This is a genomic window from Halorubrum sp. LN27 (genome assembly GCF_016635065.1).
Classification (GTDB): domain Archaea; phylum Halobacteriota; class Halobacteria; order Halobacteriales; family Haloferacaceae; genus Halorubrum; species Halorubrum salipaludis.
In genome coordinates, this window is sequence record NZ_JAEPET010000001.1 from 1811146 (window position 1) to 1837777 (window position 26632).

At 69.8% G+C, this 26632-nt stretch carries 16 protein-coding genes; 11 read left to right on the forward strand and 5 right to left on the reverse strand.

The annotated features are described in order from the left end of the window. Nucleotides 1–58: 58 nt before the first annotated feature. The 11 genes from JIN95_RS08895 to JIN95_RS08945 all read left to right on the forward strand — a co-directional run bounded on the left by JIN95_RS08895 (nt 59) and on the right by JIN95_RS08945 (nt 18039). Nucleotides 59–1780 carry a hypothetical protein gene (locus JIN95_RS08895; protein ID WP_200531141.1) on the forward strand — a complete coding sequence of 574 codons (1722 nt, stop codon included), beginning with the start codon at nt 59–61 and terminating at the stop codon, nt 1778–1780. Nucleotides 1781–1927: 147 nt separating this feature from the next. Continuing rightward, entirely contained in the window at nt 1928–3556 is a 1629-nt protein-coding gene (locus tag JIN95_RS08900) for a cell division protein FtsZ (protein ID WP_200531142.1), read from the forward strand. A 135-nt stretch (nt 3557–3691) separates the two neighbouring features. Beyond that, nucleotides 3692–5707, forward strand: coding sequence for a hypothetical protein (locus JIN95_RS08905; RefSeq protein WP_200531143.1), 2016 nt, complete (start codon nt 3692–3694; stop codon nt 5705–5707). Between the two features lie 126 nt (nt 5708–5833). Continuing rightward, complete coding sequence (locus tag JIN95_RS08910; protein WP_200531144.1) at nt 5834–7114, forward strand: cell division protein FtsZ; 1281 nt, start codon at nt 5834–5836, stop codon at nt 7112–7114. Next, nucleotides 7111–7386 (forward strand): hypothetical protein, encoded by a 276-nt coding sequence (locus JIN95_RS08915; RefSeq protein ID WP_200531145.1) that lies wholly within the window; start codon nt 7111–7113, stop codon nt 7384–7386. The genes JIN95_RS08910 and JIN95_RS08915 overlap by 4 nt, the downstream gene beginning before the upstream one ends. A 20-nt stretch (nt 7387–7406) precedes the next feature. Continuing rightward, complete coding sequence (locus JIN95_RS08920) at nt 7407–8468, forward strand: hypothetical protein (protein ID WP_200531146.1); 1062 nt, start codon at nt 7407–7409, stop codon at nt 8466–8468. Beyond that, a complete protein-coding gene (locus tag JIN95_RS08925; protein ID WP_200531147.1) occupies nt 8465–10561 on the forward strand; it encodes a hypothetical protein in 2097 nt (698 codons plus the stop codon). The genes JIN95_RS08920 and JIN95_RS08925 overlap by 4 nt, the downstream gene beginning before the upstream one ends. A 3-nt stretch (nt 10562–10564) precedes the next feature. Further along, a complete protein-coding gene (locus JIN95_RS08930) occupies nt 10565–11794 on the forward strand; it encodes a hypothetical protein (RefSeq protein ID WP_200531148.1) in 1230 nt (409 codons plus the stop codon). Between the two features lie 9 nt (nt 11795–11803). Further along, nucleotides 11804–14737, forward strand: coding sequence for a hypothetical protein (locus tag JIN95_RS08935; RefSeq protein WP_200531149.1), 2934 nt, complete (start codon nt 11804–11806; stop codon nt 14735–14737). A gap of 1 nt (nt 14738) precedes the next feature. After that, nucleotides 14739–15764, forward strand: a complete 1026-nt coding sequence (locus JIN95_RS08940) for a hypothetical protein (protein WP_200531151.1) — start codon at nt 14739–14741, stop codon at nt 15762–15764. Then, a complete protein-coding gene (locus JIN95_RS08945) occupies nt 15757–18039 on the forward strand; it encodes a hypothetical protein (protein WP_234699183.1) in 2283 nt (760 codons plus the stop codon). The genes JIN95_RS08940 and JIN95_RS08945 overlap by 8 nt, the downstream gene beginning before the upstream one ends. Nucleotides 18040–18654: 615 nt before the next feature. Here JIN95_RS08945 and JIN95_RS08950 read toward each other — a convergent pair. From JIN95_RS08950 to JIN95_RS08970, 5 genes are read right to left on the reverse strand one after another with little or no spacing between them, the layout of a single operon-like run. Further along, on the reverse strand, nt 18655–21696 hold the full coding sequence (locus tag JIN95_RS08950; protein WP_200531153.1) for a hypothetical protein: 3042 nt from the start codon (nt 21694–21696) through the stop codon (nt 18655–18657). Further along, nucleotides 21689–23461 carry an ATP-binding protein gene (locus tag JIN95_RS08955; RefSeq protein WP_200531155.1) on the reverse strand — a complete coding sequence of 591 codons (1773 nt, stop codon included), beginning with the start codon at nt 23459–23461 and terminating at the stop codon, nt 21689–21691. Before JIN95_RS08955 ends, JIN95_RS08950 begins: the two co-directional genes overlap by 8 nt. Continuing rightward, nucleotides 23454–24140, reverse strand: coding sequence for a hypothetical protein (locus JIN95_RS08960; protein WP_200531156.1), 687 nt, complete (start codon nt 24138–24140; stop codon nt 23454–23456). Before JIN95_RS08960 ends, JIN95_RS08955 begins: the two co-directional genes overlap by 8 nt. A gap of 1 nt (nt 24141) precedes the next feature. Further along, nucleotides 24142–25191 (reverse strand): hypothetical protein, encoded by a 1050-nt coding sequence (locus tag JIN95_RS08965; protein ID WP_200531158.1) that lies wholly within the window; start codon nt 25189–25191, stop codon nt 24142–24144. Between the two features lie 23 nt (nt 25192–25214). Then, on the reverse strand, nt 25215–26333 hold the full coding sequence (locus JIN95_RS08970; RefSeq protein WP_200531160.1) for a hypothetical protein: 1119 nt from the start codon (nt 26331–26333) through the stop codon (nt 25215–25217). Nucleotides 26334–26632: the final 299 nt, after the last annotated feature.

A 26632-nucleotide genomic window follows, 5' to 3' on the forward strand; every position in this document is an offset into this window, starting at 1 on the left:
CACGGTCTTCTCGCGCGGACGACAGGTCTTTACCCCCCGTCAGCTACACATGGGTCGTATGGACGTGGACCGCTTCGAGGGTGTCCGGTCGGCGCTCGCCGGACGGACCGAGCTGGCTTCCGAACCCGGGGCGTCCGTCCCCTTCGAGGCCGTCGGGAGCGCCGTCGGCGTCGCGGGCGGATCCGGAACGACCCTGCTCGTCGCCGCAGTCGCCGCAGCGGTGCTTCTCGCCGCCGCGGCCGGGACGCTGATCGCGTACCGTCGACGGAACGCCGGCTCGTCCGAGCCCGCCGGGCCCGTGCGCGACGACGGTTCCCCGGAAGGGGTCGGCGACGCGACCGCGGGCGGAGCGAACGAGCCGAGGGCGGGGGCTCCGGACGCGACGGGCGAGACGACCGGAGCGGACGGACCGACCGCCGGCGACGCGACCGCGGCGTTCGACGACCGGATCGGCGAGCGCACTCTCGACCGGCTCGAACCGGTCGCCTCCGACGCGGTCTCGCGGATCCGCGACCGGCTCCCGCTCGATCGGAACGCGTCCCCGGACGCGGTCGACGCGATGGAGCGGGACCTCCGGCAGGCGGTCGAGGACGCCCTCGACGGGGGGCGGTTCGACCCGACCGTGACCTCGTCGCTGGGCGGGACCTACGACGTTGTGAACCTGCCCGGTCGGTTCCGCGAGCTGGCGGTTCCGCCGGGCGGTGAGACGGTTCACGTGTCGGACTTGGAGGCGGCGGTCCGCGACGCGCTCGACGGCCGCGGCCTGCACGAGGCCGCTCGGACGGCCGCGGCGGTCCACGAGCACTGCCGCGACATCGAGTCGCACGTTCGCCGTCGAGAGGAGTCGTACCTCGACGAGCGGCGCGAGGCGGAGCGCACGCTCGCGGACGTCCGGGAGATGACCGACCGCTTCGACGGCGCCCTCGCCGACCGGGTGCGGGAGTTCGTCGTCGACGGGCGTCACGAGGCGCTCCCGGGAGTTCGCGACGTCGAGCGCCGGCTCGACGCCGCGGACCGATCGCTCCACGCGTGCGCGTTCGACGACGCCGACCGCGAGGTCCGCGACGCCCGACGGGTCGGCGACGACCTGCTGATGGCCATCGACTTCCTCGGGGGTGTCACCGGAACGATCGACCACGGGAGCGGCCGGGTCGGCGTGCCGGAGGGCGTGGCCGACGAGTTCGTCGCCGACCTCGTTCCGATCCTCGAGCGACAGTACGCCGTCGACGTCGAACTCGACGGAGACGAGATCGCGATCACGGGCGGTGGCCCCTCGCGGTCCGGAACCGGCGGGTCCTCGCGCCTCGGGGACGGGAGTTCCCGATCCGGCGGTGGGGGCTCCCGGTCCGGCCGCGGGGCCTCCGGCAGCGCTCCGTCGGCCGGGGGACCGAGCGCGTCGGACAGGGGAAGCGGTGGCGGTGCTGGCCGGAGGGGCGGCGGGGTGGACCGGGGGGACCACGGGGACGGCAGGGGACGCGAGCAGCTCACTCCCGACGCGGTCGCGGACGAGATCCTCTTCGTGCTCCGGGAGCTCGACGGCCGCGGGGGGAACGGCGCCGTCGAGTGCCAGACCGAGCGGCTCCCCGACTCGGTGGCGCGCCGAGAGGTACTCGACCCGCTGGCGACGTTCTGCCGCCGGCAGACCGATATCGTCGCGTCCGTGACGCTTCAGGAGAACGCGCCGCCCGGCTTCTTCGAGATCGAGTTCCGCGACGGCACCACCGCGTCCGCCGGGCTCGACGCGCTCCGCGAGCGGTTCACGGAGCGACACGGGGCGTAGGGCGCGGACGCGTCGCGGATCTCCGCCCCGCAGACGAGCCGGCGTCGCGTCGAGATTCCTATCAGCGGCCGCCAACGAAATCTGGCGGGACCGGCCGCGTCCGTAATGTTTTATGTATCTCCGTCACCCCCGATACCGTATCCGAACATGACCGACATCTGTAAGATCTGTATGCAGCGCTCGAACAAGTGGGCGGGCGGGTCGCTCGTCGAACACCTGTCTCGGGCCCACGCGGACGAGCCCGCATCGGTCGAGCAGGTGTATCCCGACCTCAAGGAGGCGGCGCTCTCCGGAGATCCCTCCGCGGCCGACGATCCGGACGACTCGGCGGACCCGACCGCCACCGACGAGTTCGGGCGAGCGGCCACGCCCTCCCCGTCGGAGGCGGAGACGCCGAGCGACGACCTGATGGACGACGCGTACGGGAAGAAGTGGTACCTCGTCGGCGTCGGCGGCGCGGGCAACAACATCCTCGACGCGATCCTGCTCCGGCGCGCGACGCTGGAGGAGAACAACGAGCGACGCGCCCGGATCTGGCAAGGCGGGCTGGCGGGGTACGGCCTGTTGAACACCAACGTCAGCGAGCTCGAACAGACCTACTACGCACAGGAGGAGAAGGGGTACAGCCGAAACGACATCCTTCCGAACTGCATCATCGGCTTCGGCGAACACGACTACGCTGGCGCCGGCTACCGGTGGGACCTCGGTCGCGACCTGATCGAGGCCGACTTCGCCGACGACGCCGACCCGTTTCAGGAGCGCTGGGACCTCAGGGCCGACCGGATACAGGACTCGCAGGCCGTGATGTTCATCCAGAGCGTCACCAAGGGGACGGGCTGTGGCGCGACGCCCGTCCTCGCCGAGAAGCTCCGGGAGAAGGTGCTCGACGACGGGATCGTCTCGAAGCCGCTGTTCAGCAGCGTCGTGATCCCCTCGGAGGGGACCCAGTACTCGGAGTTCGGCGGCCGCGCGAAGGTGAATGGCGTCGTCGGACTGGCCCGAACCTCCCGCACCGTCGACGCGATCATCCCGTTCGACAACAAGCGGCTGGAGGACGTGGGCGCCGACATCCGCCCGCGGATCGACCGGCTCGACGAGTACAACCCGCCGCAGTACGTCGAGGCGAACAAGCCGCTCGTGGCGTTCCTGGAGGCGTTCACGATGTCGTCGGTGCCGCAGTTCCTGGACCGGGACGCGACGATGTCGATCAAAGGCGACGTGTTCGACCCGGCGGACAGCTTCCGACCGGTCCAGGACAAGTACCAGCGGGACCCCGACCGGGACTTCTCGCCCGCCGTGGTGCTCGCGCCGGTCCTCGGCCGCTCGCGGGCGAACACGTTCGACGAGTCGAAGCTGGAGCTGCTCGTCCGGAACGCGCTGTTCCAGAACAAGCTCGCCGAGTTCGACCCGACGACGGCGTGGGGGGGCACCTTCCTCGCGTACGGTCCCGAGGAGAAGATGCGGGAGGTCTCGGAGCTGATCGGCGACGGCACCCTCGCGAGCATCCTCGGCGACGAGCAGTTCCTCGACGCCGGCCGCTCGACCGGCATCGAGTCGGTCGACATCCACGTCAAACAGCTCGTGACGCCGTACCTCGACGACGTGTACCTGTGGGGGACGCTGTGGAACCCCGAGATGCCGTCGATCGAGGCCATGTACGACCACGCGCTGACGCTCAAACAGGAGGGGAACACCCAACAGGCCGACAACGTCCGCGAGGTGTGGGACGAGGTCGAGGCGCTGTTCTCGTGTCTCGGCCGCGAGAACATGGGATAGCTTCCCGGACGCCTCGGCTCCGATGGCGGCGTCAGCCCGCGGGCTAAGGGCCGCGTCTGCGTCGCCCCTCAAATATTGCTTTACTAACATATCAGTCCAGAAGATTAATCATTGCGTGAGCGAATGCTCTGTGCAATGACAGACGATGGCAACGTCAACAACGTCCGGTGGAAGATCGGATGGTCGCCGTGGAGCATCATCATCGGCACCACCGTCGTGTTCTCGCTGATCGGTGCGGGAGTCAATGAGGCCGGTATTTTCTTCGTTCTCGGAATACTGTCGGGAATGATCGCGTGGTACTGGGGTGTCCGCGAGATCAACGCCAAGTACCAGTCGTTCGTCCAGAAGTTCATCGGCGAGTCGGAGCGCAACGCGAAACGCGGGATCGACCTCGAGGAGGCGAAACTGTACAATCTCACGTACAACTCCGGGAGCTCGCCGCTGCTGGTCAAACCGGCCGACACCTACTACAACACGACGATCGTCGTCAGCGAAACGTCGATCAACCTCAACAAGGGCGCGGAGTACGACATGAAGTCCCGATCGGGGGTCGGCGGCGGGACCAACAAGGAGATCTACTACGACCAGGTGACCGGGGTTCAGTCGCACCAAGACGGCGCGTTCACCGAGCTCGAGATCAAGACCTCGGGCGGGGGGTCGACCCGGATCAGCTCGGCGGCGACGGACACCGTCGACGAGGTCGTCTCGGAGGTTCGCCAGCGCGTTCGAGAGATCAAGAACCCCCAGAGCGGTCATGCGGATCGGCGGCGCGACGATCGCTCGCGCGAGACAGGAACGCAGGAGCCGGCGCCAGGCCCCTCGACCGAGTCGTCCGAGTCCGACCCGGACGCCACCCGGAGTGACGAGCCGTCCACTCCCGAGCACGCCGACTCGTCCGCACCCCCGCACCCTGTGACGGCAGTCGCCGACGAGGTGGCGTCTCGAACCCGCCCGAGCGATCCGCTCGCCGTCGAACTGTGTCGCGTCTTGTCGGACGACTCGCCGGACCGGAGCCGCCTCGAAGACGTTTTCGACGATGTCATCGACCGACTCGAGCGCACCGGTGCCGTCGCGGACGCGGTCTCCGGCCTCGGCGAGCCGATCGACGAGCGGCAGATCGATTCGGCGAAGCGATCGGTGGCCCGCCAGAATGGGCCGCTTGCCGATGGCGTCGAGTCGGTGTTCGATCGGGTGCTGGAGCTCAAAACCGAGGTCTCGGACGCGAGAGCCGCCCCCGATCGCGACGCGGACCGCGACCGGAAGCACCGAGAGGAGATGGACGAACTCGAGACCGAACTCGATCGGTACCGACAGCAGTACGACCGGCTCGAGACCGCCGCCGGAAGCGTCTGCCGGGAGGCGACCGATGCCGGTGCCGTTTCGTTCCGTTCCGCGGACACGGACGATCGGCTGGTCGAGCTCGCAGACGCTCTCGAGGACGGGGAGGTCGCCTTCGGCACCTCCGGGCGAGACCTGGCGCCGATCGTCGACGACGTCAGACGCGCGGCTCGGCCGCAGACGGCGCAGTCCCGGGAGTTGCTTTCGGTGCTGGGCGACGCCAGCCGACCGGGCGACGAGGTCGCCGCGGTTCTGGAGTCGACCGTCGAAACCGTCGAGGGGTACTCCGAGCTGCGAGCCGCGGTGGCGGACATCGGGACTGAAGACGTTCGCCGTCGGCTCGATTCGCTGGACCGCGAACTGGAACGCGAAGAGGGAGCGGTCTACCGCCACCTCGCGGACCGGGTCAGAGAGCTGGAGGCGATGGCCGACGAACCGGACGTCGACGAGGTGCAGCTGTACGCCATCTACCAAGAGTGCACCTTCTACGACCGGACGCTCGTCCCGCGGCTCTCACGGTCGGACGGGTCCTCCGAGAGCGTCGACGTGGCCCGGCGCGCGCGCGACGTCGAAGACCGGATCGCGGCGGTCAACGACGAGTACGTCTCGGTCCGCGCGGACCACAACCACACCATCCCGAAGCACTTCCTCGACCTCGCCGACACGCTCTGTGACCGGGCGCGGCGGATGGGCGACGAACAGCCCCATCAGGCGGCCGGTCAGCTCGCCGCGGCGAGCGACCTCCTCGATCACGTCGAGGAGCTGTACGAGCGCAACGAGTACAGCGTGATGCTCCGTCGGCTCCGCGGCTGACGACTGTCCGCGTACTGGTACGTCCAACATCTTTATAATCCGATGTTCCAGTAACATCTGTAGCAGAGACATGTACTGTTCGATAACTATTTTCCCGAGCGGGCGTACGGAGGAACCACCAGCTAAATGACGTATCTGTTTATCGGCGCGGGGCAAGCGGGGGGAGCGATCGTCGATTCGATCTTCGAGTACACGGACGATTCGATGCTCGGGCTGTTCGAGTCCACGGACATCTCGACGCTGGGTCGACCGTTGGTGTTCAACTCGACGATGCGGGACTTACAGAACCTCTCGAACGTCCCCGCGGAAGACCAGTACGGAGTCGCACAGCAGCACGGGCTCGTGCAGGGGACCGAGCCCGGCTTCGAGGAGATGGTGACGGGCGGGTTCGGTCGGAACCCGGTCGACGCCGACGAGGTGATGGGGGACCACGCCGACGAGCTCCAGACGATCCTCGAATCGAAGTTCGGGGGGCGGACCGCCGCCGCCGCGGACGACGAGGAGGTGCCCGCGACCGACACCGACGCCATCCAGTTCGCGTTCCTGTTCGTCGGGCTCGGCGGGGGAACCGGCTGCGGGATCAGTCCGCACATCGCGCGGGGAATTAAGGAGTTCACCGACGACCGGACGAAGGTCGTCGCCGTGACCGTCCTCCCGAACACCCGCGGCGGGGTCGAAGACGACGAGACGGACGGCGAGGTCAGCGCGGGTCGACAGGCGTGGAACGCCCGGTACGGGCTCGACCGGCTCGAGGACGAGGTCGACGGGATCGTCCTGGTCGACAACCAGCGGATCTCGTACCTCGACTCGGCCGGCGGCGAGTTCGGCGAGTACAACGAGTACGTCGCCGCCGCGTTCCACGACATCGTCGTCGGACCGATGCTGAGCAACGTCGACGCCAGCGAGGTCGACGGCGTCGACACCCCCGACATCGACGTCCGCGACATCGTCACGTCCCTGTCGTTCGGCGTCGCGGGCGGGGAGTCCAAGCCCGGCTACGGCGCCATCGGTCGATCCGTGACGATGACGCGGTCGCTGTCGGGGTACCTGCTCCCGTTCGTCGGGCGCCGCGACATCGACAGCGCGGCGCTGGCGCGGCTCTCCGCGTCGAAGCAGTCGCTCGCAAAGGCCGACCCGAACGACGCCCAGAAGGCGATCGCACTGGTCCGCGCGCCGAGCGCGAACATCGGACCGGGCTCACACAGCGTCGAGACCGGGACGATCAAGGAGTACCTCGAACGGAGCTGTCGGCTCAACGAAGTGAACATCGGCGTCGCGCTCAGCGGTCGCAACCTCGCGTCGGTCGTGACGCTGCTGACGTACCGCCGCGAGGACCTCGACCGGCTCGACGAGATCGAGGCCGCGGCCGACGCCTACGAGCAGGAGACGGAGGAGCTGTTCGCATGACTCGCTCGACGGGGACCCGGGTCGCCGGGGCCTCCCTCGTCGCGGCGGCCGCGCTGATCGGGTTCGTCGGCGTCGCCCTCGGCGACGGGGGCGAGGCCGTCCGGTCGGCGGTCGCGGCGACGGCGACCGTGAGCGCGGCCGTGACGCTCTCCGAACAGGTCCCGTACCTGGCGGCCGGCGGGGGGCTGATCGGGCTCGGCGTCGGCGTCGTGCTCGCGAGCGGCGCCACGTACTGGTACCAGAGCAAACAGATCGGGGGGCGGCTCGAATGACCGGGCGAGCGGGACATCGAATGACCGGGCGAGCGGGACGCCACCTGCTGGCGTCGCTGCTCTGCGTCGGTCTCCTCGCCCTTGTTGCCGTCGGCGGGGCGTCGGCCGCGGGGCCCGCCGACTACTGCGAGACGGTCAGCGAGAACGAGAGCGTCGTCGTCGGCGGCGTGGGTGACGCCGCGTTCACCGACGAGATCACGCTCCGCTCCGGATCGACGCTGACGGTCGGCTACTGCGCCGCCGGCGAGCCGGTGGAGTCCGAGTGGCTCTCCGACGGCGACGGGTTCGAGGTCGGGGACCGAGACGGCCACACGTACACCGTCGCGGTCACCGGCGAGAACGAGACCGTCGACTTCGCCGACCACTTCGCGGACGCGAACCGGTCGGCGCCCGACGAGGCGCTCGTCGTCACCGTCGCGGGAGCCGCGGGCGATGCGGACGGAGCGGGCGACGACCTCGGCGTCGACGACGACGAGGTCGCGGCGGCGTACCGGGAGTACCGGACCGCCGTGACCGAGGCCGAGAACGCGACCGCGGCGCTGAACGAGACGACGGGCGCCATCGAGGCGTCCGAGATCGACCTCTCGAACGAGGACGAGCTCGCGGACGCGAACGAAACGGTATACTCGCTGCAGGAGGACTACGAGACGATGACGGACACACGGGCGGCCCTGCTCGGCCGTCTCAGGACGGCCGGCGCGAACCGAACTGCGACCGGAACCGTCGCGGCCGCCGAGGCCGTCGACGACGAGTACCGACGCACCGAAGCGAACGTGACGGCGGCGGCGAACGCCTACGACGGCGCGGTCGACGCCGAAGTGGCGGGTCCGCGCTCGACCGTGCGGCTCTCGGTGCTCGGCTCGCTGGGCGCCGGCGTGGCGCTCGGCCTCGTCGCCGGCGCGGCGGTCCCGCTGGTCGCCGCGCGCCGCGTCAAAGAGAAGATGAAGCTGAGCCGCGACGTGAGCTACGACCGGAAGACGGCGCTGCTCCCGATCCTGCTTGGGGTCGTCGCCGCCGCCGCCGGCGCGGCGGTCCTCGCCGTGATGGTCGGGCTCGACCCGCTGCTCCGGGTGATAGCATGAACGCGAACCGTCGGACCGCGCTCGGGATCGGGGCGCTCGTCGTGTTGGCCGCCGCGATCGGCGCGGGGATCTTCGTCTGGTCCGGGTCGCAGGCGGCGACCTGGTTCGTCCTCATCGGCATCCCGCTTTTCGTCGTCGCCGGCATCGCGCTGTACGTCCGGGGCGTGATCACCCGGAGCGGGACGAGCGAACAGCAGTTTGTCCGCACCCGCGCCCGGTCGACCGCGGAGGAGTTCCAGGCGCTCCTCCGACGGGTCCAGGAGCTCCGGACCGCGTACCCCGACTGGGACCCGGGGATCGACGCACAGATCGAGTCCGCGGTCGGCGACTTCGAGACGCAGGGCGTCACCGTCGACCGCGAGACCGGGGCGTTCGACCTCGGGAAGGGGGTCAAGTCGGCCGACCTCCAGGAGTTCGAGCGGCTCTCGAACGAGACCGAACGCCTCGACGACGAGGTCGAGTCCACGTTCCGGGAGTTCGTCGCGGGCGACCTCTCCCGGCGCGAGCGCGTGCTCGACCGGCTCGCCGAGGTCGACCTCGCGGACCCGGACGAGTCGTTCTCGGCGCCCGGCGCGAGCGCCTCCATCGCCGAGTGCCGCGACGTGATCGATGGCGCGCGCGACGCGACTCGCGGGACGATCGAGGACGCGATCGGGGCCGTCCGCGAGATGCGGCGCGGCCAGCACCGCGCGGACGACGGCGGCGCCATCGAGGCCGACCTCGCGGACGCCGAGGCGGCGCTGGACCGCGGGGAGTTCGAGTCGGCCGTCGAGTCCGTGCTCGAGGCGCGCGACCGGCTCCGCGACGAGTTCTCCGGGTCGTTCAACGAGGAGTTGGAGGCGATCCGCGACCTCGTCGACGCGGTGGACCGGGCGGGGGTCGACGCGCACGTCGAGGCGAGCACGATCGACGAGGTCGACCGCATCGACGCGGCGGTGTCGGACTTGGACTCGGCGCTCGACCTCTCGGAGGCGAGCCGCCACCGGTCTGACCTGCGCCGGGTGTGTCTCGACATGATCCGGACGTTGGAGCGCCGCCTCGCCGACCACGCGGAGACGCTCCGAGCGGCCGACCTCCCGCCGGGATACTACGCGGAGCCGGCCGCGGTCGACGAGCGCTTCGCGGCCGAGCTCGAAGACGTCGACGACCTCGAGCGGTTCACCGAGCGCTGGGAGGCCGCGGCGACCGACCTGCGAGACGCGGTCGAGACGGCGGACACCAAGGCGGCCGTCGTCGACGCGTACGACGACGTCTCGGAGACGATCGAGACGGCGCTCGCGGAGCGCGGCGAGGTCGTCGGCGACGACCTCCCGATGCGGCACGCCGACCAGTTCCTCGGGCTCTACTACCGCCGCAACGAGGGGTTGGAGTTCGACCCGAGCGTCCCCGTCCTGCGCCGCGGCGACGTGGAGACCCACGACGTGACCGTCGAGGTGGCGTACGAACACGGGAGCGAACGCCCGCGCACGGCGACGATCGAACTCGACGGCGGCGGCTACTCCGAGGCCGTCACCGTGGAGACGCGGGTCGCCGGGACGGCGGCGTTCGAGAACGTCCCGGCGGGCACCCACGAGCTGTCGGCCGACCCCGGCGACGACGCGTTCGGCGCGATCGAGCGCGACGTGACGATCGACGGCGACGCGTCGGTGTCGGTGGAGTTCCTCGAACGGGGCCTCCGCGAGCAGCTCTGTGCCGACGTCGACGTCGACATGACGGAGGTCCTCCCGGACATGCGGTCTCGGCTCGAATCGGCGTTCGCCGAGGAGGGCTACGTGTCCACGGAGATGGACCTGCCGGTGCAGGACACCCACGCGGCCTGTCTGCTCGCGGTCTGGAGCGACGAGGCGGGCCACGGGATCTGCCGGAGCGACGGCGAGGTCGTCGTGTACGACGACGATCAGATCGAACGCGAACTGACCAACGTCCTGCGGTACAACGTCGACCCGGGAGACCGGGTGAGCTTCGCCGAGCTGCGGCGGAACTTCCTCTCCGCGCCGGTCCCCGACTCCGTGATCCGGGACGCGGTCGGCGGCGTCGACGGCGAGCACAGCGTGGCGGTGACCGACACGGGACTCGAGATCAACGAACACTGACCAATGGCACAAACGGACACGTTTACGAGATGGAGCGTTATCGCGTCGGGAGAGGGGGGCGGCCGCATCGCCTCGCAGTTCTTCGACCGGGCGGAGAACCCCGGCATCGACGACCGAGTACTGGTGATGAACACGAACCGCGCCGACCTCCGGAACACGATCGACCGGATGCGCGGGACCCTTCAGGACGAGCGCGGCGAGGAGGAGACGATGGAGTCGCACGCGCTGGAGTTCGGCTCCCAGCAGGGCGCCGGTAACTTCTTCCCGAACGGCGAGGCGTGCGCGAGGGAGGACCTCGACCGCATCGTCTCCCGGATCAAGGACTTCGGGACCTCGGACGCGTTCATGCACGTCGCGACGCTCGGCGGCGGCACCGGGAACGGGTCGATCCCGTACACGATAGAGCAGTTCAAAACGGGGCTTCCCGACCTCGAAGACGCCGGGGCGACGGAAGACTGGATGGACAGCGTGATCCACACCGCGTTCGGCGTGTGGCCCTACTACTACGAGCAGCCGCAGCGGCACTTCAACGCGGTGTGCGGGCTCTCGCGGCTGCTCCGGACCGCGGACGACACCCAGAACGCGGACATGGTGTTGCTCGCGTCGAACTCCCAGCTCGACGAGGAGGAGAACGGGAACGGACGTCACTACGACTCGATCAACGACGCCATCATCACGGCGATCGACCTGATGATCGGCGCCGGGCGCGAGACGCGCAGCGTCATCGACGTGAAAGACTACGTGACCATCCCGTCGCAGATGGACGCGTACCACTTCACGCCGGCCGTCGCGACCGAGATGAACGGGCAGGTGTACGAGCTGGAGTACATGCTCGATCAGGCCGCCGAGAACACCTACGTGCCGATGGACGTGGGGACGACGACGGCGGCGTACGCCATCGTCCGCGCCCCCGAGAGCATGATCGACGACGACGAGATCAGCGAGCCGGAGGTGTACAACGCCTTCCGCGACTGGACCACCAAACACGACATCAACGTGGCCGGGCAGGCGAGCCTCACCCCGAAGCGGGGGCGCGGCAGCGACGTCGACGTGCTCCTGCTGTTGGGCGGATTCGACCTGAACCCGCTGCTCGACCACTCGTGGGACGAGTTCGAGATGCTCGGCGACAGCCTCGCGGGAACCGGCGGCGGGACCGGCGGCGAGCTGACACAGGCCGAGCTCGACCGGATCGTCGACAACCTCGAAGCGTACGTCGACCGGAACGCGGAGTGATCGTGTGAGATGAGCTCAACCGCATCACCGGCCGGCGCGGAGCGCGGACCCGACCGCAGAGCTGCCGCGACGGTCGTCGCGCTGATCCTCGCCTGCACGCTCGCGGTCGCGTTCGCGCCCGGGGTCGCCGCCGCGGACACTCTCGAACGCGACGGAAGCGACCTCGTCGTCAACGTCTCGGAGGTGGACGATCCGGCGACCGTCATCGTCGAGGTCAGCGGCTCCGACATCGTCTACACCGAAAACGCGACGAACGCGGAGGGGGACACGGTGCGGATCGATGTCGCCGCCCCCGACGAAGGAGCCGAAGCCGTCAACGAGACCGATCTGCGGAACGCGACGGTGACCGTCACGGCGGAACTGGCCGACGGAAATTCGACGACCATCGAGAACGGGACGTCGGTCGCGCTTCACGCGGTCGCGTTCGCGGACGACAGCCCGGCGTGGAGCGACACCGTGGAGTCGGACGACGAAACGCTCGACCGGCTCTACGTCCCCCTGGACGCGGGCGACACGGTCGGGGTTCCGGGCGAGTCCGAAGTCGACCTCGACCTCGACGGCAACGGGACCGCCGACGCGAGCGCGACCGTTCGAGGCGACGGCGCCCAGCTCGTCGTCGACCGCGGCGATCTGATCGACGCGGCGGGCGACTCGCGGGAGACGCTCGGATTCGAGGTGCTCTCCGACGCCGGTCCGGTGAGCGACGAGTCGGAGATCGCTCCCGGGCTCCGGTCGACGGAGGACGGGCTCGCGCTCTGGCACCCGCTGTTCTCGCCCGCCGAGACCTACGCGGTCGACGCGAGGACGGGCGGCGAGGAGGCGCGGTACACCGCGACGGCCGCCGAGACCGAGGACGGACACCTCGCGTTACCGTGGCGGTCGCCCGATGAGGTCGAGATACGGGTGTGGAACGACGACGGGACGGAGTACGTCAACCGCACCGGCGACGACGCGCTCGGGTACGCGGGCCCGTTCGAGGCCGACGCCACGGTCGCCGACGACGGGAGCCTCCGGTTCGATCGGTCGCTCGCGGGGCTCGCCGTCGACGGCGCCCTCGTCGAGACCGACGACGGGGCGACGTACGCCGGGATCGACGGCGAGGTCGACGAGGACGGGCGGCTGGCCGTCGACGGAGAGACCGCCCCGGACGCCGGTCAGACGCTGCTGTTGTCGACCGCCGCGGGCGACGCGTCCGTGACGCTCGAGGCGGGCGGCTCGTCCGGTGGCGCCGCGGCCGCCGGCGTGCTCGGCGGCCTCGGTGGGCTTCTCCCCGTGCTTCTCGTGTTCCTCCTTCCGCTCGCCGTCGGTGCGCTGCCCGGCGTCGTGATCGGCCATCGGAACGGGGAGGAGCCGGACCTCGTCGACACCGCGATCATCGGCGTCCTCGGCTTCGCGCTGGCGGGGCTGGCTGCGGTCGGCGTCCTCGTGTTCTCCGGCGCCGACCTGTTCGTCGCCGAGCTCATCAACGCCGCGGGCCTCGCGGGCGTCCTCCTCGGAACGGTCGTCACCGCGGCCGGTCACCGCCTGCTGAGCGGCGGTGGCGCCGCCGCCGCCGGCACCGGCCCGTTCGCCGCCAGGGTGAGCGTCACCGACGGGTCGAACCTCTTCCGCGGCGACGTCACCGTCCACTACCGGGAGCCCGACGGACGGGACCGATACGACCCGGTGACGGTGCGGGGCGGGCGCGAGACGATCCAGATGCCCGGCGGCGGGACCTGGGAGGTGTACGCGCGCCACGGCTCCGCGCGCTCGAACGTCGAGACCGTCGACGCGAGCGACCCGTCCGCGACGCTGACGGTTCCGGTCGAGGCGACGCTCACCGTGGTCGACGCGGTCGACGGCGAGCCGGTCAGGGGCGCGACGATCAGCGGCGAGGCGGGCGTCTCGGGAACGACAGACCGGAACGGCGCGGTCACGCTCGATCCGCCGGAGGACGCGACCGACGCGGAGATCGAGGTGTCCCACGAGCGGTACGCGGACGCGACGGAGCGCGTGCGCTTCCAGCAGAACGCCAGCCACACCGTCGAACTCGACCGCCGGACCGGGCGGCTCCGCGGGTCGGCCCGAGTCGACGGTGCGGCCGCCGGGGCGGTTCCGCTCCGGATCGTCCCCGACGACGAGTTCCTGTCGGACCGCTTCGACGTCGAGACGGTCACGACCGACGCCGACGGAACGCTTGAGGAGCGTGAGGTTCCGATCGGACGATATCGCGTCGAGGCTACCCTCGCGGACCGAGACGGGGCCTACGAGGGGACCGAGACGACGGTCTCCGTGGAGGAGTCCGGGACCGCGCGGGCGGCGGTCGACGCCCGGTTCACGTGGCGGCTCGACGCCGACCACCGGGACCGGATCGACCGGGTCCGGGGCGACGTTCGGTCGCTCTCAGAGGGCGGGGGCCGCGACGGGACGATCCCGCGGTACTACGCCTCGGTCGTCGAGTCGATGCTCGACGCGGCCGAGTCGACGCCGGACGCCGGCCACGAGTTCGTCGGGCGCGAGGTCGATCCCGGCGAGGCCGTCGACGGGATCCTCGCGGCCGCCGAGCGGACGACCGACGCGATCTCCGAGGCGATGACGACGAAGCGCAACGTCGACCTGTTCGCGGCCTGCGCGGACATGCCCGACGCGGACGTCCGGTGGAGCGGCTCCTTCGAGCTTGCCGAGCTGCTCGACCGGCTCGAGGCCGATTCGGGCGCCAAGCGCCGCGAGGTCAAACAGCGCTACGAGGCGGTCGACGGGCTGATCGAGGATCGGCGCGGCGAGCTCTCGGAGATCGCCCCGGCCAGAGAGATGCAACAGCGCGCGTGGGAGCTGACGCGCGAGGCCGACCGCGGCCCCGAGGCGGTCGCGATCGGCTACACGTCCCTGCTGCTCCTCGACGCGGTCGAGGAGCTGTTCGAGCACGACGCCCTCCGCGAGCGGCTCACGAGAACGGTGTTCTGACATGACCGAAACACGCACGACACGCACACGGACGACACGGACGGCGGTCGCCTGCGCGCTCGCCGGCCTGCTCGTCCTCGCGACGGTCGCGGCGGGGGGCGCGGGGACGGCGGCCGCACAGGAGGACCCGGAGACCGCGAACGAGTACTTCGAGACGTTCCGCGCGATGGAGGGGACCGAAGCGTATCAGGAGTACGAGGAGTTCGAGACGATCCGGACGTTCGCCGTCTCGCGCGCGCAGGAGGTGGGGACGCTCGACGACGACGACCGCGCCGAGTTCGCCGCGGTGCTCGACGCGATGGTGGCGTTCGAGCGGGCGTACGATCGCGCGGGCGCCGGCGAGTACGAGGAGAGCCTCGCCGCGGCCGAGGAGGCCGAGGCGGCGATCGACGAGCTGGAGTCGTACGAGGAGACGCAGGCGACGCTCGCGGACTTGGCGTTGACCCGCTTCTACGCGAGCCTCGGCGACGGCCTCCGCGACGAGGCGTCGGCGACGGAGCGGACACCGGACCGGATCGAGCTGCTCTCGATGACGGCGACCGCCTACGAGCGCGCGAACCGGCCGAACGAGGCCGCGGAGTTCAACCTCCAGGCCGAACAGCTCTCGGCCGAGTACGACGCCGCGGTCGAGCGCATGGACGACGCGGAGGCGACCGGCGGCGACTTCCTCGATCAGTGCCTCGACTGCGGCACCGTCGCCGGCGCGGTCGGCGGCAGCACGAACCCGGTCCGGACGTTCGAGCGCTACCAGGCCGCACAGGAGACGCTCTCGGAGGTCCGAGCGGCGCAGGCGGACGCGAGCGACAACGGACTCGACCAGCGCACGTCCGAGCTGAGCGCGCTCGCCGGCGACGTGGCCGACGCGCGACTCTCCCTCGGGGTCGCGTCCGCCTCGATCCTCGTCGGCTACGGGCTCGTCATCGGGCTGATCGGGACCGCGGTGCTCGGGCGGATCTTCCTCTGGCGACGCACCTACGAGATGGCCCAGATCGGGTCGATCGTCTCCGGAGGTGACGGCGATGTCTAAGCGGCTCACCGCCGCCCTCGTGGCGGCGGTCGTCGTCGGCCTGCTCGCCGCGCCCGCGGTCGGCGCGGCCAACGTCTCGAACGTGCAGGCGGACGACTACACGATGAACGTCCAGACGGACGGGCAGACGGACACGCACGAGATTCAGGTCACCAACAGCGGCGAGAACGGGACGAACGCGGACGTGACGATCACCGGAACGCCGTCCGGAGTGTCGGTAACCGGCGAAGACACGTACCTCTCGCCGGGGACAACGACCGATGTCCCGCTCGACATCACCGCCGGATTCGACGCGGAGAGCGGAACCGTTTCCGGGAACGTCAACGGCGAGCCCTTTGAGTTCTACCTGACGGTCGAGACGCCGCCGCTCGCCGGCTTCGAGGACGAACCGCTCGATCTGGGCGACGTGCTGGTCGGACAGAGTAACTCGGGGGAGGTCACCGTCGAGGAGGTCAGCGGTGACGGCTCGCTCGACGGGGTCGAGATCACCGAAGTGAGCGGCGATCAAGACGCGACCCTCGACTTTTCCGGGGAGCAGTATGTTACCGGCAGTGGCGGCACCGTCGACTGGACGGTGACGCCGAATTCCGATGCACCCCAACACGAGGAGTTGGAGTGGACCGTCGAGATTTCGGACGAACGGTACCCGGACGCAACCCGCGAGGTCGACGTCGAGGCCCGCGTCATCTATCCGGGCTACTTCGGCGAACTGGAGCTCGAAGACGACGAGTTCAGGTTCGACGAACCCCGGAACGACGGGGACACGCTGACCCGAACGATCGACCTCGAGATCCCCAACGACGGGGACACTCCGATCGAGGTCGGCAGCGTCTCGGCGTCCTCGGCCGAGTCGGGCGTCTCCGTGTCGGTGTCGAGCACCCCCAACGAGATCGACGGGCAGTCGACCGCCGACGCCGCGCTCCGGGTCACCGCCGACCGCGACCTCCCGGAGGGCGACTACGACATCTCCGCGACCGTGGACACGCCCGGCTTCGACGGCGACGACGCGAGCCTCGACGGGAGCTTCGAGATCGTCCACGAGACGAGCCTCGTCGCCGAGGACGCCGACATCGGCGACGTGGCCATCGGCGAGGCGAACGGCCGGACCGTGACGATCAGCGAGGAGCTCGGCTACAACGACGTCGACAACATCGAGACGACGCTCGCGGACGGCCCGGACGACTGGCTCACACTGGAGAGCGCGCCGAGCTCGGTGAGCGCGGGGGGGAGCGGGACGGCCTCGTTCGCCCTCGAGTTCGACACCAGCGCGGAGCTCGGCGAGAGCTACGCGTGGGAGTACGACGTCGACGGCGACGAGGACGACGCGACCATCACCGTCACGGCCTCGCCGGTCCCCCTCGATCTCGAACCGATCCGCAACGACCTCTCCGGATACGACACGCCCGTCGCCGACAGCACCCTCGAACTCGTCGACGCGATGGACGAGCGCCTCCGGAGCGGCGAGAGCGCGAACCAAGAGATCTCCACCGTGCTGACCTTCGGCGAGGCGGCGACGCTGTACGTCGAGGCGGTCCAGGAGGCCGACGGCCACCTGGAGAACGGCGAGCACGATCAGGCTCAGTCGGCCATCATCCGCGCGGCCGCCGCGTACAACACGATGGGGCTGCAGGCCGAGCGGCTCGAAGACGACGAGCTGCGCGGGCTCGCGAACGCCGCGCAGTCCGACGCGGAGGGCGACCTCGACCGGCTCATTCAGGAACAGCAGGCCTACTACGAGGACCGGCTCGAATCGGGCGAGATGTCGCTGATCGAGGAGGCGACCACGCAGCGCCAGCTCGCGCGGATCGCGCTGCTGCAGGGCGACGAGGAGCGCGCGAACCAGCTCGAGGCCGACGCTGAAGAAGCGTTCAACAGCTACTCCGACTCGGTCTCCGCCGGCGAGCAGTCGGTGCAGGACGCCGAGAACACGTGGACCGAGATGGAGGGCGACCAGTTCGTCGTCATCCTCGGCCAGCCGCTCCTGTTGAACCCGGCGAACTACGACGGGTTCGTCGCGGGCACCGCGTCGATCGACGCCGCCTACCAGGAGGCGATCGACGCCTTCGAGAGCGCCGGCGAGACGGAACGCGCTCAGGAGGTCACGGCCGAGTACGAGTCGCGGACCGCCGCGCTCGGGATCGCCCGGTACTCGCTTTTCGGCGCCATCGGCGTCTACGCGCTCGTCGCCGTGGGGCTGACCGTTCGGACCGCGAGGCGGATGTTCTGGTACGTCCGCGACACGCGGGAGTCGGTCAGCGGCGACTTCCTCGTGTAGGTCGGCACCGCGACCGCGGGGATCGCCGAACTCCCCGCAGGTGAACTCGGTGTGATGCGGTCGTCGCGGACACGGCGACGATCGACAACGGGAGTGAGTCTCGCAAATTGGCTGTTCGGTTGTTTATAAGTTGGATTTGGGTGTTGCTGACAGGTGTTTATAAGTGATCGATGTGCCCGCGGTGAAGGCCTCCAAAGCCCCAGCCGCGAGGGGAGCTTACGCTCGCTGCGCTCCTCGGTCGCTCGTTTCACTCGCTCTCTGCGGTGCTTAGCGTCGCCTAAGCTCCCCTCGCGGCTGCCCCTTTGAGTCCCACCCACACCGCAACCGCAGCCTCACGCCTCCCCAGCCTCGTCGCTGGCGCCTTATAAGGCGCCAGCGACTCCCTCGCACGCGCTCCTCACGGCCACCGGTGGCGGCCGTTCGGAGGCGCGCGCCACCGCGTCGTCATTTATAAGCGATCGTCGTCGCTCTTGGCTGTTTAAATACCGTCTCGCCGCTACCGATCTGCAATACCCACTCCCGCCATCAATCACGGGGAGGTCTCATCGATCGGCTCGGACTGAAAGACGTTCAACGGCCCATCGCCGCTTTTTGACTCCCCCCTTCGCGATGCCGTCAGTCCTCGCTCCGCGGCGGCGTCGAGAGCCGCGCGGGGAGGTCGGGCGTCGCGGTCGCCGCGTCGATCCGGTCGAGCGACCACGCGTCGAGGAGTTCGTCGGTCCACGCGGCCTCGTCGTCGACGGCGGGACCGGCGGCGCGGGCGACGTACTCCCGCTCGGCCCCGTCGACCGCGTACGAGACGGTGACCTCGAAGCTCGGCTCCGCGTGCCCGGACTCGAGGTCGACGTAGTGCTCGATCCGGTCGCCGGGCTCGACGAGCTCGCGGCGGGCCGGCGAGTAGAACATCGAGTCGATCGGGTCGCCGTCGGCGACCACCGAGACGTCTTCCAGCGGGTCGCTCCCCTCGTTCTCGAACGCGAGCACGACGGAGCTGTACTCGCCGGCGACCTGCGTGTCGGGACTGATCCCGGGCGTCAGCGCCGGTTCACCGCCGGCGTCGCCCCCCGAATCCCCGTCGGCCGCCGCCAGCGCGTCGATCCGGCGCTCGTCGCCGTCCGACTCGATCCAGAACGAGACGGGGACCGCGTCGCCGGGGGCCGGGCGCTCGGGGACCGTCGTCGAGACGGTCGCGCTCGCGCCCGCCTCGACCGCGGTCGAGAGCGATTCCCGACCGCCGTCCGGTCCGGGGTCGACGCCGGTCACGCGACACCGCCGGTCGATCCCGTTCTCGATCGCGGCCGTGAGCGTCCCGTCGGCCGGATCGACGGTCGCCAGCACGCCGACGGCGTCGTCGCTCACCGGCAGCGACTCGGCGCCGATCTCGGCGACGACAGATCCGCCCGCTTCGACGGTCCCCGCGGGGAGCGCGAGCTCGCCGCGCTCGCCCGCGGCGACGAACCGGTCGACCGACGCGGTCTCCCCCCGACCAAGCCCGCCGAGGGAGACGCGGTCACCGCCGTCGAGGACGACCGCGACCGACTCGGCCGGCCCGCCCTCGTTCTCGACGACGATCCGGTCGCGGACGGCGTGGCCAACGCCGGGGGCGCGCTCCGGAGCGCGCCGCGTCACCGACAGGGCCGGACCGCTCTCGGACCGTCCCGGGGAGCGGTCGTCCTGCGGCGCTCGGGACGGGGACTCCGATCTTTCTCCGGTGGCGGAGTCCGCCGAACCGCGGCTCGAATCCGTCTGCTCTCGGTCCGTCGACGGCGACTGCCGGGATCGATCGGCCGGTGAGTCGTTCGACCGCTTCCGACGCTCGGGCGACTCGTCCGGCCTGTCTCGTCGCTCGGACGCCTCGCCCGACCGGGTTCGGTCCGACCCGCGAGGCGGCGACGGGTCGGTCTCCGACGGGTTCGTCGCGGACGCGGACGACGAGTCGGCGCTCGTCGACTCCGCCGAGTCCGGCGACCGAGCCCCCCGACCCGTCCCGCGCGACGACTGCGACCGGTCGCGGTCACGATCGATCCCGCCCGTCGACGAGGGCGTCGTGAACGTCCCGTTTCCGGGGACGCGGACGCGCTCCTCGGCGTCGAGCGCGTCGAGCGCGATCCGGGCGACCCCCGACTCGTACTGCGGGACGAGGAGCAGCAGTTCGTCGCCGTCGATCGTCACGGGGGACCGCACGCGCCCGGCGCCCGGCAGCTCCACCACGAGCCGGTCCGCGACGGGGACGCCGTCAGCGACGGCGACGCTGGCCCGCAGCGCGTCGCGCTCCACCGTCGCCTCGATCGTCGGCAGCGACGGGAGCGTACACGTGGGGGCGTACTCCCGCCGGCGGTCGCCGCGCTCCACCTCGAGGCCGACCGACACGCGCGTGTCGGGCTCGTAGGGGCGGGTGACCGACCCCTCCCACGCGTCGCCGGGCGCGACGTCGGTCGCCTCGGTGCCGGCCTCTAACAGCCGGACCGCGTCGAGGGGAACCCCGCCGACGTTCTCGACGGTCACCGCGATCTCGGCGACGCCGTCGTCGATCCGCCTCGTGTGCAACGCGGTCTCAACCGCCAGCCCGCCGCTCGCCGCGTCCTCGACCTCGACGGTCCCGCGCCCGGCCTCCTCGCCGTCGGCCGCGACGGTCACGTCCGCCCGCCCCTCCCGCCGCACCGACGCCACGGGGAAGTCGACGACGCTGGAGCCCTCGGCGTCGATCGTCACGCTCCGCTCGGCGGGGGAGAGCGCACAGCCCTCCACGTCCACCGCGAGCTCGACCGTCCGCTCCGTCTCGGTCGGGTTCGACGCCTCGACGTCGATCGTCCCGCCGACGCCGACGGAGTCGGTGAGCAGCTCCACGTCGACCCGGTCGCGGTCGGGAACGTACGTCGCGATCGTCCCGTCGCGCACCGAGCAGACGACCGCCCCGTCGCCGGTCGCGTACACGTCGCCGGTCGGGAGGTCGGGAACCGTCTCGGTCGTCCCGTCGGCCCCCACGTCGAGCACCCCGTCGGCCGCGCTGACGAGCACCGACCCCTCGCCGACCGGCGCGACCTGCCGGGCGTCGAGCTCCGTGCGCCAGCGGTCCTCGCCGCTCCCGCCGTCGAGGCCGACGAGCCGGTCGCTCTGGAGCGCCGCGACTACCGTGCCGTCGCAGGCGCCGACGCTCCGAACGACCGCCGAGAGGTCGCGGTCGAAGGCGATCTCCCCGTCGCCGTCGACCGCGGTGAGGAACGACCACGTCGCGATCGCGAAGCCGGTCGGCGTCGCGACGAAGGCGTCGTCGGGCGTCCCCGGCCGCGTTCGGTCGATCGCGAACCGCTCGCGGCCGCTCGCGACCTCGACGAACCGAAGGGCGTCGGCGCCGAGCACGCCGCAGCACTCCCGCGATTCGGCGCCGGCCACGGCGTACGCGTCGCCCGCGTCGTGGCTCCACACCTGGTCTCCGTCGAGCGAGTACGCCGTGAGCGTCTCCGGTGAGAGGACGAGTAGCCGGTCCGCCACCGCGAGATCGACGATCGGCTCGCCGTGGTCGATCGCGGTCCGGTCCCGCCCGGAGACCAGCGTGACGCGGTCGCCGAGGCCGAACGCGATCACGTCGCGCCCGATCCCGACCGCCGACGGGGCGTCGCTCTCGAAGGAGCCGACCTGCCGGTAGCCGTCAGTCACGGAGGTCACCCCCGGTCTCCGCCTCGGCGGCGCCTCCGGGAGCGGGCTCGATCCCGGCGCTCTCGCCGTCGTTTCCGGTGTTCCCGGCGTCCCCGTCGGTATCGCCGGCCGCGCCGCCGTCGCCCTCGTCACCGCCGGCTGTACCCTCTCCGCCCTCGTCACCGCCGGCTGCGTCGTCTCCGCCTTCGCCGCTCCCGTCGCCGTCACCCTCTCCGCCGAACAACTGTTCCAGCGACGAGGGCTCGTTGCCGAGTTGCATGTCCAGCCGGTCGGCCTGTTCTTCGACATACCGCCGCAGTTCGGGATACCCTTCGAGGTCGTCGATCTGGGTCCGGACGCTCGCGATGTACTGCCGGACCGTCTTGGGGTCGGTCTCCGCGAGCCGCTCCGCGAAGTAGTCGGTCGTCGGCTCGATCGGCTCTCTGTCCGGGAGGTGAACGCTCTCGACGAACTCGCGTTGAAGCTCGCTGCCCAGCACGCGGTCGGCGATCTCCGCGGGCGTGTACCCGGTCGAGAGCTCCCCGAGCCGGTCGTAGTCGATCCCGTCGGTCCCGTTCATCGACGCGAGGTGTTTCCGCCACACCTGCGCCATCACTTCGGTCTCCGGCTGCGGGATGAACTGCTGGATCGGGAACCGGCGGGTCGCCGCCGGGTCGATGGTGAAGGGCATGTTCGTCGCCCCGATCACGAGCAGGTTGTCCTCGATCTCGTTCATCTCCTGGAGGAACGCGTTGGTCAGCGAGCGCTCGTGACGCTGGAGCGAGTCGTCGCCCCGGTCGGGGATCAGCGTGTCGACCTCGTCGAAGAAGAGGACCGCGAACCCGTCTTGGGCGATCCCGTGGGCCTTCTCGAAGATCGCCTCCACGCGCTTCTCCGACTCCCCGGAGTACTTCGAGAGCACGTCGCTGCCCTTGATCTCGAGGAACTTCACCTCGCCGTAGCTCTCCTCGATGTTCGAGTTGTACTTCGCCTCGTAGGCGATCGCCTCGGAGACGAGCGTCTTCCCGCAGCCGGGCGGGCCGTACAGCAGCATGCTGTTGCCGCGCGAGGCGAACTCGTCGCCGTAGCGGTCGACGACCTCGTCGCGCACGTCGGGGTCGAACAGCGCGAGCAGGTTCTCCGCCGTGCGCTTCACCTCCGGCAGGCCCGCCACGTCCTCCTCGAAGCTCACCGTCGGCTTCTTCGGTTCGAGCGACACCTGGACCGCCTCGTCGTCGCCGCCCTCCTCGCTCGTCGCCGCGGTGTTCGCGGCGGGCTTCGTCGCGCGGATCTCCCGGAGCTCGCCGGAGTCGATGAACTCGAGTTCCGTCTCCGGTGTCACCCGCAGCGTGGTGTACCCCGTCGGCTCCATCGCCGCGACCTCGAACGTCGCGAGGCCGTCACCGTTCGGGACCACCTCCTCCATCGGATGGAGGAGGTAGTCGTTGTCCCTGAGGAACGGACCGAGCTCGTCGGGCGCGACCTCGCTCGTGTGGATCTTCGCGGACTCGCACTCGACCACGTCGTGTTTCCCCGCGTCGGGGTCGACGAGGAAGTCGGCGCCGCGGTCGATCCCGCCGAACACCGTCTTCACGTTCTGGTGCATGCGGACCTTGTTACCGATCCCGTCGACGATGGAGTCGTCGACCGGCTCTACGTAGAAAAACGCCCGCCTGTCGTTGTGGCGTATCTCGACCGTGTTAGTGCTCGGACCGACCTTCTTCGCGCCGATCCTGATACGGGACGTGGGCTGGTCTTGCTTCAGTATTGGCGTCAGATTAAGCATTGTCGTCACTCCGTAGCTGCGTCGTCGCCGTCTCGATAGTCGAGAGGAGTTCCCGCTGGCTGTGGTCGGTCCGATCGCGGACGTACCGCGTGTCGGCGTCGGCCCGCCGGACGACCCCGGCGAGGGTACCGAGCATCTCCGCGACCGCTCGGCAGCCGGACGCGAGCGTTCCGCCGACCGCGGACGCCTCCACGCGCCGAGCGACGCGCTCGAAGTCCTCGCGGACGCCGTCGAGACGGTCGAGCAGCGCCTCGATGACGGGCGGCCAGTTCCGCGCGTGCGGCCCGCTCGACGAGAGCGGCACGAGCACGCGCGAGTCGACCGTCTCGAACCGCTCGTCGTCGCCGACCCGGTCCGCGACCGCCGGATCGAGCCGGTCGAGCGCCGCGCTCCCGCGGTTGTAGCTCGCGGCGAGGACGCCCGCGACCGCCTCGTCGACCGCGCCGGGTCCGCCGTCGGTTCGGGGGCCGACGGCGGTGGGCCCGTCGCCCCCGCGGGCCTCGACGCGCGGTGGGAACGGCGCCGCGGCGCGCAACAGTTCCGCGATGTCGACGAGCGCGTCGAGCGCGACGTCGACGCACCGGAGCGGCTCCGGTCCAGAGAACGTCCGCATCGAGAGGAGCCGGTCCCCCTGCTCGTCGACGCGGCGGACGCCGTACAGCAGCGAGTCAGCCCGCATCCTACGACATCTCGAGGTCCGTCGTGTCCGTCTCGCTTTGCGTCTCCTCGCCCGCCGTCTGCTGTGCGGCCTCGCCGACGCTCTCGATGTCCCCGAGCACGTCGTCGACCATGGAGGCGACCTCGTGGTCCGCCGTCTCCTCGATGGTCTCCTCGATGCCGCCGACGCCCGCGAGCTGCGTCGTCAGTTCGCCCATGTTGTCGACGATGTTCATCGCCTCGTCGGGGAACGTCTGCTTTTTGAGCGCCTGCGTCCGGACCTGCTCGCGTTTGTTCCCGAGAGTCGTCTTCGCCGACTTCAGCATCTCGATGTTGTCGGCGAGCCGATCGGCCCCGCTCTCGACCTTCTCGGCGAGGTTCTGCTGGTCCGCCTCCTTCATCTTCTTGTGGTAGACGAGCTTCCGTTTGAGCTGTCGGAAGCGCTCACGTTCCTCCTCGGGGAGTTCCGCGGGGTCCTGCGGGACGCCGGCGCCGTTGCCGAGACTCTTCAGCTCCTGTGCGGTCTCCGCGAGGTGCTCGTCGATCTGCCCCGACTCCTGATCGAGCCCGTCCATCCGGTTTTCGAGCTTCTCTTTCGCGCTGTTGACCCGATCTATCGTCTCCGAGATCTTCTCGACGCAGGCGTCGATCGCCGCGGCCCAGTTGAGGATCATCCGCCCGTTGATCTCGTCGGGGTTCTCGCTGGGGTTCCGGAGCATCACAACCTGTCCGCCCTCCTGTTCTAAGATGTCCTCGGACGCGAAGAACTCCAGCAGCGCCTCGGCCTGCTGTTCGCTGGTGACGATGTCGCCCTCCTCGTCGCTCGCGTCGGTGAGTGTCTCGATGGCCTGTCGCCGGTCGATCCGGCCGTTCCCCTCCTTGAGCTCCATCGAGCCGAGCAGGTCGGTCTTGATGATCGCCCGGATCGCGCGCTCCCACTCGCCCTCGATGTCGTCCCCCTCGATCCAGCGGGCCTCGAGCCGAACCGGCTCGTCCGTCTGGTTGAGGGGGTCGGCGATCACATACTCCTGTCCGTCGCTTTCGATCCGTTCGAATTCGTATTTCTGGGGCATCGTTGGGTTTCGTTGTCGTCGCGTCACTCGGCCATTCCGCCGAACTCTTCCTCGTTGACGAGGCTCCGGTAGCGCTCGCGTACCGCTTGCCTGACGTGTTCGTTCACGGCGGTCGCGCTACTTACCTGTAACTCCTCGACGTGGTCCCCCGCCAGCTCGACCCACTCGGGGAGCGTCCCTGGGAGCTGATCGGCGTCGGCTTTGACGTCGGAGAGGATCCGCCGCGCGTGGTCGTCGGCGACGGCGTCGAACGGCTCGACGGCCTCCACCATCTCGCGGCCGGCGTCGAGCCCGAGCCGATCGATCAGCGTCTCTCGGGTCCCTTCGAGGATCTCCCCCCGGACGCTCCGCGCCTTCGAGAGGACATCGAACCGGGTGTCGATCTCGTTTTCGACGACCTGTTCGAACTCGCCGACGCGGAGCACGTAGCTCGACTCCTCGAACTCCTCTTCGACCGCGTCTTCGATCTCGTTCGCGAGGAACGTCGCGTACTCGTCTATCGCCTCCTCGACGAGGTACTCGCCGTCGAGGTCGACGATGTATCCCTCCCGGTCGAGGTAGCGGATCACGTCCGAGGTCGCGTTCACGTCGATGACGCTCTCGAGGTCGCTGTGGGCGATCTTCCCGTTCGACGCCTCGCGTTCGAGCCGGGCGTCGAGCCCCACGTCGTCGGCGTGCTCCTTGAGGTCCGTCCCGATGGTGTAGTAGTCGCGCTTGCCCGCGGTGATGCGGCGGAGGTAGTTGCGCCTGGTGAGCTCGTCGACGAAGAAGTCCAGGTCGTCGATGGCCAGGGAGAACCGCGAGCGGAGCGTCTCGCCGGTGACGACGAGCCGCTGACCGAAGAGATTCGTCAGCTCCCGCGTGATGTTCATGTTGCCCTTCACGCCGAACGGGTCGACGTAGTACACCCCGTCGCGGATCTGTTCGAGGTCGACGAACTCGTCGTTCGACATCTCCGCGAGCGCCTTTCGCATGTCGCTCGCGGCGAGCGATCCGGCGTTCAACATTCCGACGTCCGCGCTCTCGTAGCCGGACTTGATCTCCGACTTCTGGTCCGCAACGTACACGAACCCGTAGTTGTCTTGGGCGATATCTCGACAGACGTCCTCGAGGACGTCCGTATCGACCGGCAGAATCGTCATTACGATACACGTGACAGGCTCCCATACTAAACCTTGCGAACACGACGATCGGCGGACCGATCGGCGATTCGCGCTTCCGTCGTCGGGTCCCGACCTCGGCGTCCGGTCTCCCGGCGGCTTCGGCCGCCGGACGCGGACGGGTTCGGAGCCGGATCGGAAATGATACTTCTGAATAATAAATTTTGAATACTATCTCCACATATGATTTGTTTTCCGAGTAGAGTATTGGCTGACGCCGCTCGGGACAACGAAGCCGCAGACCGCACCGCTCCGATCGCGAGATACCCCGATGCAGGGTG